The following is a 13,312-nucleotide window of genomic DNA, read 5'->3' as shown; positions in this document are numbered from 1 at the left end:
GGCGAGGCCGGCGTGGTCACGCGGCGCGTCGCGGACATCGCGGGGGTATCGGGTTACGTTTTCGCGGTCGATCCCACCTCGCAGGACGCCTCCACCCTCGGCGGCAACGTCGCCATGAACGCCGGCGGCAAGAAGGCGGTGCGCTGGGGCACGACGCTCGACAATCTCGCCTCGTGGCGCATGGTCACGCCGGACGCGCAGTGGCTCGAGGTCGAGCGGCTCGACCACAACCTCGGTAAGATCCACGAACAGGAGACGGTGCGCTTTCGTCTCACCCGCTTTGCCGCCGACGGCCGCACGCGCCTCGGCGAGTCGGTGGAATTGAAAATGCCCGGGCGCAAGCTGCGCAAACCCGGTCTCGGCAAGGACGTCACCTCCAAGTTCCTCGGCGGACTGCCGGGCGTGCAGAAGGAAGGCTGTGACGGGATCATCACCTCGGCGGTGTTCGTGCTGCACCGCATGCCGCGTTTCCTGCGCACGGTGTGCCTCGAATTCTTCGGCGCCGACATCACCCCGGCGGTGGCGGCGATCGTGGAGGTCAAGCGTCACATTGACGCCGAACCCGGCGTGGCGCTGACCGGGCTCGAGCACCTCGACGAACGCTACGTGAAGGCGGTCAACTACAGCACCAAGGCGGCGCGGCGCGAGCGGCCGAAGATGGTGCTGATGGCGGACATCGCCGGCGACGACGAGGACGCCGTGGCGCGCGCCGCCACGCACGTGGTGCAGTTGGCGAACCGGCGCGACGGCGAGGGTTTCATCGCCGTGAGTCCCGAGGCGCGCGCCCGGTTCTGGGCCGACCGCGCGCGCACCGCGGCGATCGCGACTCATACCAATGCGTTCAAGATCAACGAGGACGTGGTCATCCCGCTCGAACGCCTGGCCGATTACAGCCGCGGCATCGACCGCATTAACATCGAGCAATCCACGCAAAACAAGCTCAAAATGATCGATGCAGTGCTCAACTACCTGGCCGGTGACATGCCGGAGCTGCACACGGGTCCCGAGGCCGAGCGTAGCGCCGAAGGCGACGCCATCCTCGAATCCAAGAAGCACGACGCGCGCCAGCACCTGACCGAGGTGCGCACGCGCTGGCGCGCGATCCTGGTAAACCTCGACGCCGACGCGCAACGCAACGCCGCGGCGCTCGACGAAGCCGAACGCGCCAGGCTGCGCCCGGGTGACAGTTTCTTCGACCTGCTCGCACGGCGCGACCTGCGCATCTCCTACCGCCGCGAGGTGGAACGGCCGCTCAAGAACATTTTTCTCGGCGGCGAGCTCGAGGGCGTGCGCCGCCGGCTGGACGAAATCCACGCCGGACTGCGCGCCAGCCGGCTGTTCGTCGCACTGCACATGCACGCCGGCGACGGCAACGTGCATACCAACATCCCGGTGTTCTCCAACGACTACGCCATGCTGCAGGAGGCGCACCGCATCGTCGACCGCGTGATGCAGCTCGCGGTGTCGCTCGGCGGCGTGATCTCGGGCGAGCACGGCATCGGCCTCACCAAGCTGCACTACCTCGACGCGCCGGAACTCGAAGCGTTCGCGCGCTACAAGCACGATACCGATCCCGACGGACATTTTAATCGCGGCAAGCTGCTCCCGGGCGCGACCCTCGACGGCGCGTACACGCCGTCGCTGCGACTGGTGGAACAGGAGGCGCTGATTCTGGAAGCGAGCGAGCTGGGCGCGCTCAACGACGAGATCAAGCACTGCCTGCGCTGCGGCAAGTGCAAACCGGTGTGCAACACGCACGTGCCGCGCGCCAACCTGCTGTACTCGCCGCGCAACAAGATTCTCGCCGCCGGTCTCATCATCGAGGCGTTCTTGTACGAGGAACAGACGCGCCGCGGGATCTCGATCCGCCATTTCGACGAGATGAACGACATCGCCGACCACTGCACCGTGTGCCACAAGTGCGAAAAACCCTGCCCGGTGGACATCGACTTCGGTGACGTCACGATCCACATGCGCAATCTGTTGCGCGCCCGCGGCAAAAAACGCCTGAGCCTCGGCACCAAGGCATCGCTCGCGTTCCTCAACGTCACCGATCCCGCCACCATCAAACTGATGCGCCGCTTCCTGATCGGCTGGGGTTATGCGGCGCAGCGCCTCGCCTACACCCTGCTGAGCAAACCGTTCGCGCGCCGCGAATCGCACCCGGGCCCCACCGTCGGCAGCACCTCGGTCGTCGCGCAGGTCGTGCATTTCGTGAAGCGCCCGTTGCCGCCGGCTCTGCCGTCGCAGACCATGCGCGCGTTCCTCGGCGTCGAGGACAGCAAGCAGGTCGCCATCGTGCGCGATCCGCGCAAGGTCAATGACGAATCGGAGGCGGTGTTCTATTTTCCCGGCTGCGGCTCGGAGCGGCTGTTCAGCCAGATTGGCCTGGCCACGCTCGCCATGCTCTACGAGGTCGGCGCGCAGACGGTGCTGCCCCCGGGCTATCTCTGCTGCGGCTACCCGCAGACCGCGAGTGGCGACGCGAAGAAGGGTGACCAGATTTCGACCGACAACCAGGTGCTGTTCCACCGCGTCGCCAACACGCTCAACTATCTCGACATCAAGACCGTGCTGGTTTCCTGCGGCACCTGCATGGACCAGCTGCTGCGCTACCAGTTTGGCAAAATCTTTCCCGGCTGCCGCCTGCTCGACATCCACGAATACCTGATGGAAAAGGGCGTGAAGCTCGACGGCGTGCCGGGCGTGAAATATCTCTATCACGACCCGTGTCACACGCCTATGAAGACCCATGCACCGATCAAGGTGGCCACGACGTTAATGGGGCAAGAGGTGCTGCTCTCCGACCGCTGTTGCGGTGAGGCCGGCACCTTCGCGGTGTCGCGCCCGGACATCGCCACTCAAGTGCGATTCCGCAAGGAAGAGGAGATACACAAGGGCATTGCGCAACTGACCGGCGAACCCCGCGCGCGCGGTGGCAATGTAAAAATGCTCACCTCCTGTCCCGCCTGCCAGCAGGGCTTGGCGCGCTACGCCGACAGCACCGGCCTCGACACCGACTATATCGTGGTCGAACTGGCGCGGCTGAAAATGGGCGAAACCTGGGCACAGGATTTCATCGCCCGGGCGAAGCAGGGCGGTATCGAGCACGTACTGCTGTAACCGGTGTTTAAAACGGCAACTGGATATGCAAGAGCTCCGCGCTGCCGCCATTGTGGATCGCCGCAGCGCCGGCGAGCACGTTGAACCAGTAGTGCAACGCCACGCCTTCGCCCGTCGCGTAGTCGTTTTTCTGATGCAGCCAGCCGAAATAAAATCCCGCCGCCGTTGCCTGCAGTGCATTGGCGGTCTGGCCCTGGCCAGTGTGTGCCAGCCCGAAGATCACTGAGGACGTCACCAGACCGGCGCCGTCACCGTAGCGGCTGCTGAACTCGTTATTCAGGAAGCCGCGGAAGAATGCCTCCTCACCCACCGCGGTCATCTCGTTCGCGGTTAGATTGAAGACATGCAGATCGCGCTCGCTCACGTCATTGGCGCGATAAATGCCGTAGGCATCCTTGCTGTCTTTTTCGTGATAAAGCACGGCCGCCTCGAGCAAGAGCGGAATAAAGGTCGTGGGGCGCGAGAGATAATTGATAGAGAACGGCGCAACAGCGAGATCGGTAAGCGATTCGCGCGGGGCCGGCGTGCGGAATCCGGCGTTGTCACGTTCGCGCGCGTCCCGATAGGCCGCGTAACCGGAATAAAGCGCCATGTCGGTTACGAGCCTGGCGGCGTAGTCGTAGCGCAGTGTCGTCTTGTTGATGAACTCGCGGTTGTTGTCTTCGTCGTAGCGCTGGTCCGCATCCAGGTAGTCGCTCTTGTCCTGGTAACGGATCACGCCATAGACCGACACCGCGAAGACGCCGAAGTGCAGCGCCGCCTCGCCGTAGTCGCCATTACTCGCCTGCCCCGTACCCGGGACGACCAGGCTCGCGAGGCCCTTCAGCCACGGCTCGGCCGGATCGGCCCGCGCCGCAGCCGCGCCCAACACCAGCATAATCGCCAGCAGCGCCTGGAAAATCGGGTTTTTGTCGGCACAGAACATCAAACTCACTTTCATCCCAGACTCAACTGGTTTGCCATCGTCCAATATCTCTGTGCAACACTTTATCATCCACGGTGCCGACACGGATAGACGGTTCAACGTCATGCTGGCTAAACTGAGCTGCCGCTCATGTGAATTAGCAAAGACCGAACCGTCTGCTTGCCTTATCCCTGCCTAAGCAGTTATTGACCCGGCACGACTGTTCTTGAACGAAGGCAGGTCATGATAGACATTACTGGGTATTCGTGATGGCATGGGCGTGCCGGGTCAATAACGAAGATCATTAATGATTTCTGATTATTGCGGCGGCTTGACGGCTTCGATCCCGGGCCGGGAGAATAAAAACCCACCAGACATGTTCAAGGAGATTCGTGCCGCCGCAATAATCTCATACGCGTCGCCGCGACGCGATTTGGACATAAAAACATGATTCCGTATACAGGAGGTTGCCCGCCGTGGATACCAGCACCATCGCTGTCACCGTAGAAAGCTTTTCCGGAAAAATTCTCGACTACGCTCTGCTGCTCGCCGCCATCGGCACCATCGCCATGGCGCTGCTGGAACTCATCAAGAGCGTGACGTACTGGCGGCGGCATTTTCACCGCGGCCGCCTCGAGCGCTGGCTGGCGACCGCGCCCGATTCGAAATCCGCGCACCAGCAACTCATGCTGCTGGCGGCGGGCGGGCCGGGGAACGCCAATGTGCTTTACGACCAGACGACCGCGAAACTCATGGGCCAGGTACAGGCGGCCGCGAACGTGGCGCTGGATTTCCCCTCGAAGTATCCTGCGTTCTATGAATTCATTGCCGCCATGCCCCAAGTACGGGAACTGCGAGAGGGGGCCGACGACGCCAAGATCTGGCTAAAGTTCAGCGCCGAACGGATGGAAGGCCGTCCCCGCAAGGTCAGCATAACCGACGACATGCAGGCCCGCGGCGCGGCGCAGGCGCGCGCCCGGCTCGGCAACCTGGTGAGCCGCAAGCTCGACGCGCTGCAGAATGAAATCGAATTCGTCTGGGCGCGCCTCAACCAGCTGTGGTCGGTGGCCGGCGGTGGCGCGCTGCTCGCCTGGATTCTGCTCAACCAGAAACCCCATCTGAGCCCGGACATGATCGTGCTGCTGTCGGTGCTGGGTGGCCTGGTCGCGCCCTTCGCCAAGGACGTGGTCAACGCGCTCACCAGTCTGCGCGCGCGGAGGTAATCGCGTGGCGCTCGAACCAACCGCGAGGCTGTCCTTCCGCCAGCGTCCCCAAGGCGGCGAGGTCAATACCGAGCCGTCCGAACCGGAGTACCGCGCGCTCACCGGCCGGCGCCATCTGCTGCTCCTGATCCATGGCTACAACAACGATCTCAAGGCCAGCGAGGACGCCTACCGCGGATTCGAAGCGCTGCAGCGTGAACTGGCCAGGCTCGACGACGATTCGCCCGTCGCGGGCGGACGCCTGGTTCAGATTTACTGGCCGGGTGACGCCGACTGGGGCGTGGTCTCGCCGCTTTTCTACCCGTGGAGCATCGAGCGCGCGCGCCAGACCGCCGCGGCGCTGGCCGACACGCTCGCGCGCGCAGCGCGTGAAAGCGGCCACAAACAGGTGGACATCGTCGCGCATTCCATGGGCTGCCGCCTGACGCTCGAACTGCTAAAGACGTTACGGGGCAAGAGCGATATCACCGTTGGCCGCGTGGTGCTGATGGCCGGAGCGGTACCCACCTTCATGCTCGAACCGCGACCCGACAAGCAGAAGCTGCGCGACGCCATCGACACGGTATTGACCGATGCGGGCCTGAGCCTGTACTCGTCCAGCGACAAGGTGCTGGCCTACGCCTTTCCGCTCGGTCAGACCGCGGCGCCGGGCAGCGAGGGTTTTTTTCCGACGGCGCTCGGCCATGATTTCTGGGCCGATGCCGTCGCGCCCGTCAAGCTCACGCAGCAGGAAAACCCCGACGCGGATCATTCCGATTACTGGGGCTGGAATCAAAAGCCGCCATCACTGGCCTGCGCCCGCGCCGCCAATGCCAGTGTCAAGGAGTTCCTGCGTTTCGAGCAAGCGGGCGAACGCGCCGTCGCGGAGCGGGGAACGGTCGGGCGCGAAACGCGGGATGCACGCGCCACCGGCGCCGCGCGCGTAAGCGTCGAGCGAAATACGTAACCAGCGAGCCGCCGCGCCGGGCAGACGCCCTTGGATCAGTTCTTCTTTTTAATTCGAGGTAATCCAGAAATAGCTATCGTCAATGGCGCACGACGATGACTTCAATACGCCCGCGCGGGCCGATAAAGTAAGACGCGGCCCAGCCGGTCAGGCTCACGACGATTGATCCAAGCAGCGCCGATCCGAAGTCCGCGATTGTAAAGTTATCGAACAGCCATGCGACCAGCCCCAGCATGCCCGCGTTAATGACCAGCAGAAATAATCCGAGCGTCAAGACCGTGATCGGGAGCGTCAGGATCACGAGCAACGGTCGCACAATGGCATTGACGAACCCGAGCATCAGCGCCGCGCCAAGCAGCGTCCACACACCCTTTACTTCGATGCCAGGCACCCACGCCGAGGCCAGCCACAGTCCGAGCGCGACGATAAGCAGACGTAATATGAAACCGGTCATGGGCTTATGTTTTCACATCCAAGCCAATTCTGAAATGCCCCGATTATGAGCGCTGCCGGAGGGCTTAAAAACCAGTCCAAGAATCGAAAACGCTTTTGACGAATATAGAAATTGCAATCCATTGCACAAGGCGTGCGCCGGTGTCCTGCAAAACCGGCTCGCGTAACTTATCCCGGCGCCTGATTCTGGGGTTCGGCGACGATCGGCTCGACGATGATCTCCACGCGCCGGTTGAGACGGCGTCCTTCCTCGGTGGCGTTGCTGGCGCGCGGCGCGGTCGCGCCCCGGCCGAGGAACACGAGCCGCTGCACCAGGATACCCTTGTTGCGCAGGTAGTCATTGACCGCCTGGGCGCGATGATCGGAGAGCGTCTGGTTGTACTGTTCGGCGCCAACGTTGTCCGTGTGCCCGACAATGGTGAGATGCGTCTTGCCGTAACGAATCAGCACGTTCGCGATCTTGTCCATGGTGGAATAGAAACCCGGCTTGATCGTCGTGGAATCGAAATCAAACGCCGTCTGCGATGTCATGGTGATCAGCAGGTTGTTCTGGTTCACCTTCTGGATATCAATCGCTATCGCCTGGATCTCGGGCGCGAGCACCTTCTCAAGATCCCTTTTCTGCGAATCCATGTAGGTGTCCACGGCGGCGCCGGCAATGCCACCACCGACCGCGCCGATCAGCGCGTCCTTGCTGAGGTCGTCTTTCTTGGCCAACGCGCCCTTCTCGGCGTCGGTTATGGGACGCGGCTTGCCATTCTCAGCGGTCGCGCAGCCGGCGATGACGGCCACGAAAGCGGCGATGATGGCAAAAACGGTAAAACGCTTCATGGACAGAAATCTCCGGAGAACGTTGAAACAAGCATTTTATTACAATCGCCGTTCCAGCGCTTGACTCCGCGCCGCGTCGGTCCAGCAGGAAATGCATCAGCTCCGGCGTTTACGCAGCTTGCGCTTGACCTCGTTTTCGCCCAGCGGCCGGAAAATCTTCACGCGCAGGCTTTCGCTCCACTCGGCCGCGAAGTCCCGCTGCAGGCTGAGATTGATCGCCGCGGTCACCAGCATGGCGATCAACGCTCCAAGGCTCGCGAGCGCCATGTCCTTCTGGGCGTCCCAGATATCGCCTTGTGTCCCGAGGTAAGCCACGCCGAGATTGCCGCCGAAAAATTCTGCCGCGCCCCACTCGAACAGCTCGAACAGCATGGAGGTGGACATGGTGATGTCCAGTGGCAGGAAATAACCCCAGAAGCCGCGCACCGTGGCGATGCGGATAAATACCTCACGGACCGGGTACGCCAGCAGCAATCCGTAAACAAAATGAAGCGCGCGGTCGAAGTGGTTGCGTTCAAAACCCAGCGCCTCATTCAGGCTGAAGCCGAAGAGCAAGTTGAAGCCTTCGTCGTACGGTACCTTGGCATAAGTGTAGTGCGCGCCTATTTCATGCAGCAGAAGAAAGACAAAAATCAGCGTATAGGAGAGGCGCGACAGCGGAAACACGCGATGCGTCGCTGCCAGAACCAGCACAAACACGGCGACCAGCGCATTTTCCAGCGCCCAGTCGGCACGATCGTAGGGATGGATGGCCAGCAGCGCCCACTCGAACGCGAACACGAGGCCGAGTATCAGGAGATACCGGTGATGAGAAACGCGGGTGAACATTGAAAAGATGGTAACAGGTGACAGTTATCGGGATAAATCAGGTTTGAGTCCATTTGTCCGCTCGCTTTATCCGCTGGGCGCGGACGGACACGATGTTACAATCGGACGCTTTCATCGCTCCAGGAGTCTCCCATGCCATTGTTTGCGCGCCTGCTGATTATTTCACTCATACTCGGCCTCGCCGCCGCCAACCAGGCCACGGCCGCCGACGGAGCAACACGCTATAACCAGATTCACTTTCAGGTCGAACGCAGCCGCCCGGTCGAGAACGACCGCATGCAGGCCGTGCTCAGTCTCACCGCCGAAGACGACAACGCCGCGCGTCTCGCCGATCATATCAATCGCAGCATGGGCGCGGCACTCAAGACCGCGAAGGCGCGGGCCAAGGTCGAGGCACGCAGCGGCAGTTACCGCACCTATCCGGTATACAACAAGGAAAAAATTCAGCGCTGGCGCGCCACGCAGGAACTGCTGCTGGAAGGTTCAGACTTCGCGGAACTGGGCAGCCTGATCGGGCAATTGCAGGAACGCTTGCAGGTCACGTCCCTCAATTTCTCGGTCTCCCCCGCGCGGCGTGCGGCAGTCGAGGATGAGCTGATTGCGCAGACCCTCGACACCTTCAAGCAGCGCGCCGAACTGGTGCGTAAGCAACTAACTTCCAAGGGCTACCGGATCGTGGATGTCTCCATCAACACAGGCGGCGGGCAGCCGGTACCGATCATGATGCGTACCACCGCCATGGAAGCGGCCTCCGTCGCGCCGCCCGCACTGGAGGCCGGCACCAGCACTGTGACGGTGAGCGTAGGCGGGGTGATCGAGCTGCAATAGTATTGAACTGGGTCGCGTTGGGAGCCTAGCGTGCTATGAAGCGCGGGTGGGTGTTGCGTAATCATATGTCCATGGTATTGGGGTTACCTCAGAGTGATTTAGCTTTCCGCTGGGTGTCTCTGACTCGCTGCAAAAAAAAATAAATAATTTTCTGCGCGGAATAAATCCGTCCCTGGCCGTGTTAACCAGTACGAGCATCCCGCATCGGGATTGCCCCAACCCAGGAGAAAATCATGCGTATTCTGAAGCTTGCGGCGGCGACCGCGTTTACCCTTGTTTCCCTCACCGCATTGGCCGGACCGGCGGATGATGCCAAGGCCCATTTCCAGGCCATTGGCGGCGGCGAAGTCGACAAGATCATGGCCGCCTACGGCGATGATGCCGTGTTCCAGTGGGTCGGCGGCCCGCTCGATGGCGCCTACAAGGGCGGCGAGGCAATTCGCGGCGTGTGGACCAAGTTCGCCAAAGCCAACAGTCCGCTGACCGTCGCGGTCGACAAGCTTGCCGAGAGCGGTAATCCCAGCGGCGTCACGGTCACCGCTAACGTGACCTTCACCGGGAAGAATACAATCAAGGTGCGTTACGTGCTGACCTATCGCGGCGGCAAGGTCGTGAATGAAGTCTGGCAGATCGATCCGAAGCTCGGCAGCAGCTATTGATTTCCTGACAACAGCCCGGGGCGTCGCCGCCCCGGGACATGGAACGAATGCGATGGGCCGTCATCCTTTCGAGGAACATCTGCCGCGCCTGCGCCGTTATGCGATGGCGTTGATGCGTGATCGCATGCGCGCCGATGACCTCGTGCAGGACACGCTCGAGCGCGCATTGCGTAAATTCAGCCTGTTCCGCCGCAGCACCGACCTGCGTGCCTGGCTGTTTACCATCATGCACAATGTCCACGTGAACCAGATTCGTGCCGCCACGACGGCCGCGCGCACCCAACCCGATGACGAGGGCAGCGAGCCGGCACACACGCCGCTCGATGAAGCCGCGACCGCGCGCGATATCTCGAACGCCCTGCAACACCTCGCCCCGGAACATCGCGAGGTGATCCTGCTGGTCGGACTCGAACAATTGTCATACGAGGAAACCGCGCGCGTCCTCGATGTGCCGATCGGCACTGTCATGTCGCGACTCACGCGCGCCCGCGAACGATTGCGGGCCTTGATGTCCGGCGAAACCAGTCCGACCCTACGGAGAGTGAAATGAGCCACCAGCCCCCACCGATCAGCGACGATATCCTGCACGCCTATGTCGATGGGCGGCTCAACGCCGCGGACAGCGCGGAAATCGAGGCGCGGCTGGCCACCGACGCGACGCTGTCGGCGCGGGTGCAAGCGTGGCGTGGACAGAATCAGGCGCTGCATGCTCTCTTCGATCCCGTGCTCGATGAACCCTTGCCCGCGCGGCTGACGCAGACTCTCACCCCGCCCGCCCGCGCCCGTTGGATGCCCATGGCTGCGGCGATCGGCTGGCTCGCCGTCGGCGGCGTGCTGGGCTGGGCGGTACACGGCAAGCTGGAGCCTGCGACGCCCATTGAAGCGATCGCGCTTGCCCAGCGCGCCGCTGTGGCCCATGTCGTCTATGCCTCGGAAGTGCAACACCCGGTTGAAGTGAAAGCCGACCAGGAACAGCATCTAGTCCACTGGCTGTCGAAGCGGCTGGGCACCGAGCTGCGTGTGCCGGACCTGAACCGTTTCGGATATCAACTGGTGGGGGGACGGCTGTTGCCGGGTGACAAGGGTCCGGCCGCGCAGTTCATGTACCAGGAGGCGCGCGGCACGCGCCTGACGCTGTACGTAACGATACAGACCGACGGCACACAGGAGACCGCGTTCCGCTACGAAGCCGGCGAAGGCGTGAATGTACTCTACTGGGTGGATCACGGCCGTGGCTTCGCGCTCGCCGGCGAAGCCGACCGCGCCACGTTGCTGCGTCTCGGCCACGCGGCGTATGCAACGCTGTCTTTCTAGCGGGAGTTAACTAGAATCGAGTGCTATCATCCCTCTGCCAGCTCAATCACTTGACGGCGGTTTATCTCACAAGACCTCAACATTCGACATCGAATCATCATCAAAACGTCATGAAGCATTCAATGTGGGGGTGTAAACCTGCATCGTCCCAAACAGCGGAGATGCGTCATGAGCTTCTATATCAAGGAATGGCCTGACAATACTGCAACCCTGATGACGGAACGTGGCCACGTGATTTGGATTTTCCCCAGCGTTGAAGAAGCCGAAATCGCAGCAGAAGATTGCGACGAAATAGCGAACGTCGAAATATATAAAGAATTCGGTATCAAGGTTGTCTCGTAGAGATCAGCGCGCTTTAATCCGCGGGGCAACGGGGCTGCCCCCTGATTCCGGAGCCGGCAGAAAACATACGGCGCGGCCGCCACCCAGATGAGCAGCAGGCTCAAGACGCGCCCGGAGAGGAGATTGTAATCGTGCAGTAAGTGGGGCCAACCAAGGGCGCAAGAGAAAAACCGCTCAAGGATTGGCTTCCGCCGCTAAGGTTTTGTCAGGTGAAACGCGTTGGCTATGCGGGTCCGCAAGAACTAACATAAACGCAGGGCCGCGGCCCTGGGGAGAGACGCGCAGACCCTGTAAAGGAGAACAGCACCATGTACAAACGCATCATGGTATCCATCGACGGCAGCAACACATCCACGCGCGCGTTGCGCGAAGCGATCAGGATCGGGAAGCATCAGCACGCGGCTCAAATCCTGTTACTCCACGTCATCGACACGATCAGCAACGTTCCCCAGACCGGATCCGGATCTCCGCCGTCCTATATCAAGGAGTTGTATACGCAGGCGCGAAAGTACGGACAGGAACTGCTCGAACAGGCGCAGAAGGAGGCCAAGGGCGAGGGACTCCATGTCGAAACGCGGCTGGTCGAGCTCAAGCTCGCCAGCGATCACGTCGCGCAGGTGATCGTGGACGAGGCCAAGGAGATGTCCGCGGAACTGCTGGTCATGGGTACGCACGGCCGGCGCGGCCTGAACCATCTGCTGCTCGGAAGCGTGGCCGAAGGCGTGATACGGTTGACGCCCTGCCCGGTGCTGCTGGTCCGTAGCGAGTAGTCTGGGCCGTAATCCCAACGTCAGGTCGCGGCGGCAACCAGCGCACCATCACTCAGGAATTCCAACCCTCCGGAGACGACGGGTCTGGCATCTCGTTGACAAAGCTGGCATCATTTTCCCGAACGGTTTACGTTTTCACAGTGGAGGTGCTATCCATGGCAACCAAGAAGAAAGCCAAGACCAAAGCGAAGAAAAAGAAAACTACCGCCCCTAAAGCAGCGATCCGCAAAAAAACAGCCGGCAAGAAAGTCGCGGCCAAAAAGAAATCCGCGGTTAAGGCCAAGGCCGCTCCCAGGAAAAAGCAGGTCACCGCCCGCGCGCCGGTCGCGATGCCGAAACCGGCCGCCCCGGCGATACCGCCCGGCACCGAGCGCATCGGCATCGTCACACATTATTACTCGCATCTCTCGGTCGCGATCGTGCAACTCGAGACCGGCAACCTGCGCGTGGGTGACGTCATCCACATCAAGGGTCACACCAGCGACTTCTCGCAGCCGGTCGAGTCGATGGAAATCGATCACGTCCACGTGAGCGATGCCCGCCCCGGCCAGTCCTTCGGACTGCGCGTGAAAGAACACGCGCGCGAGCACGACCGCGTCTACAAGGCCAAGTCCTGACGAGATCGGCGTCGGGGCAACGGGGATGGGGATACAAACCCGATCTCGCAACGCTACTGTAAGTATCACCCTGATTTGCACGTCGACGCCTTCTCGTCCTCCGCGCGATAGCTGATAAACGGCGTGTCCAAGCCGTCCAGCGTGGCCCGGTATCCTTGCCTGGAACCACCGTTCCACCACTACATAAGAATCCATGCTAGTTTTATTAGTACATCTGCGACGGCGGGAGTCCGTCAGGGAGAGTGGGTTTGGAACGATTCTGGAAACATCTGCGCATCGGGCGACGCTGGTTGCTGAACGGTTGGCAGTTGTTCATGCGCAACCCCTGGCTCCTCGGTGGCATGGGGTTGACGGCGGCGGTTGTGCTCGGCATCCTCGAACTGATCCCCCTGCTTGGCGGACTTCTCGTTGCACTGGTCGCACCTGTCATGCTCTCCAGCGTCTTCCTCTCCCTAGAAACCATCTACCGGCAGA

At 61.7% G+C, this 13,312-nt stretch carries 14 protein-coding genes and 1 pseudogene; 11 read left to right on the top strand and 4 right to left on the bottom strand.

Translation table 11 applies throughout. The annotated features are described in order from the left end of the window. The coding region (locus tag WB402_RS14295) for a DUF3400 domain-containing protein (protein ID WP_424209002.1) at nt 1-3,123 on the top strand (3,123 nt) is incomplete at its 5' end. Between the two features lie 7 nt (nt 3,124-3,130). Here WB402_RS14295 and WB402_RS14290 read toward each other — a convergent pair. After that, entirely contained in the window at nt 3,131-4,063 is a 933-nt protein-coding gene (locus WB402_RS14290) for a type II CAAX prenyl endopeptidase Rce1 family protein (RefSeq protein WP_424209000.1), read from the bottom strand. A gap of 440 nt (nt 4,064-4,503) precedes the next feature. Here WB402_RS14290 and WB402_RS14285 point away from each other — a divergent pair, with 440 nt between their 5' ends. Next, nucleotides 4,504-5,250 carry a hypothetical protein gene (locus WB402_RS14285; protein WP_424208998.1) on the top strand — a complete coding sequence of 249 codons (747 nt, stop codon included), beginning with the start codon at nt 4,504-4,506 and terminating at the stop codon, nt 5,248-5,250. Between the two features lie 4 nt (nt 5,251-5,254). Next, a complete protein-coding gene (locus WB402_RS14280) occupies nt 5,255-6,196 on the top strand; it encodes a DUF726 domain-containing protein (protein ID WP_424208996.1) in 942 nt (313 codons plus the stop codon). A gap of 79 nt (nt 6,197-6,275) precedes the next feature. Here WB402_RS14280 and WB402_RS14275 read toward each other — a convergent pair whose 3' ends face one another. From WB402_RS14275 to WB402_RS14265, 3 genes are all read right to left on the bottom strand, one after another. After that, on the bottom strand, nt 6,276-6,650 hold the full coding sequence (locus tag WB402_RS14275; protein ID WP_424208994.1) for a phage holin family protein: 375 nt from the start codon (nt 6,648-6,650) through the stop codon (nt 6,276-6,278). A gap of 167 nt (nt 6,651-6,817) precedes the next feature. Continuing rightward, a complete protein-coding gene (locus tag WB402_RS14270) occupies nt 6,818-7,480 on the bottom strand; it encodes an OmpA family protein (RefSeq protein ID WP_424208992.1) in 663 nt (220 codons plus the stop codon). A 96-nt stretch (nt 7,481-7,576) separates the two neighbouring features. After that, the gene (locus tag WB402_RS14265; RefSeq protein ID WP_424208990.1) at nt 7,577-8,308 is read right to left on the bottom strand and encodes a DUF2238 domain-containing protein; all 732 of its coding nucleotides are present in this window, start codon (nt 8,306-8,308) and stop codon (nt 7,577-7,579) included. Nucleotides 8,309-8,440: 132 nt separating this feature from the next. Between WB402_RS14265 and WB402_RS14260 the strand changes: the two genes are divergently transcribed. The 8 genes and pseudogenes from WB402_RS14260 to WB402_RS14225 all read left to right on the top strand — a co-directional run. Then, nucleotides 8,441-9,136 (top strand): SIMPL domain-containing protein, encoded by a 696-nt coding sequence (locus WB402_RS14260; protein WP_424208988.1) that lies wholly within the window; start codon nt 8,441-8,443, stop codon nt 9,134-9,136. A 233-nt stretch (nt 9,137-9,369) separates the two neighbouring features. Then, the gene (locus tag WB402_RS14255; RefSeq protein WP_424208986.1) at nt 9,370-9,795 is read left to right on the top strand and encodes a nuclear transport factor 2 family protein; all 426 of its coding nucleotides are present in this window, start codon (nt 9,370-9,372) and stop codon (nt 9,793-9,795) included. A gap of 52 nt (nt 9,796-9,847) precedes the next feature. Continuing rightward, nucleotides 9,848-10,345, top strand: a complete 498-nt coding sequence (locus WB402_RS14250; RefSeq protein ID WP_424208984.1) for an RNA polymerase sigma factor — start codon at nt 9,848-9,850, stop codon at nt 10,343-10,345. Next, nucleotides 10,342-11,109 carry an anti-sigma factor family protein gene (locus tag WB402_RS14245; RefSeq protein ID WP_424208982.1) on the top strand — a complete coding sequence of 256 codons (768 nt, stop codon included), beginning with the start codon at nt 10,342-10,344 and terminating at the stop codon, nt 11,107-11,109. The genes WB402_RS14250 and WB402_RS14245 overlap by 4 nt, the downstream gene beginning before the upstream one ends. A 168-nt stretch (nt 11,110-11,277) precedes the next feature. Beyond that, nucleotides 11,278-11,451 (top strand): hypothetical protein, encoded by a 174-nt coding sequence (locus tag WB402_RS14240; protein ID WP_424208980.1) that lies wholly within the window; start codon nt 11,278-11,280, stop codon nt 11,449-11,451. A gap of 308 nt (nt 11,452-11,759) precedes the next feature. Further along, nucleotides 11,760-12,221 carry a universal stress protein gene (locus tag WB402_RS14235; RefSeq protein ID WP_424208978.1) on the top strand — a complete coding sequence of 154 codons (462 nt, stop codon included), beginning with the start codon at nt 11,760-11,762 and terminating at the stop codon, nt 12,219-12,221. 155 nt (nt 12,222-12,376) lie between these two features. After that, a complete protein-coding gene (locus WB402_RS14230; RefSeq protein WP_424208976.1) occupies nt 12,377-12,838 on the top strand; it encodes a hypothetical protein in 462 nt (153 codons plus the stop codon). Between the two features lie 248 nt (nt 12,839-13,086). Then, nucleotides 13,087-13,312: pseudogene (locus WB402_RS14225) on the top strand (hypothetical protein); the annotation flags it as partial.

It is taken from the genome of Sulfuricaulis sp. (assembly GCF_049587675.1).
Classification (GTDB): Bacteria; Pseudomonadota; Gammaproteobacteria; order Acidiferrobacterales; family Sulfurifustaceae; genus Sulfuricaulis.
The sequence above is the reverse complement of the archived record's forward strand: the minus strand, read 5'-3'. Positions and strand labels throughout refer to the sequence as shown.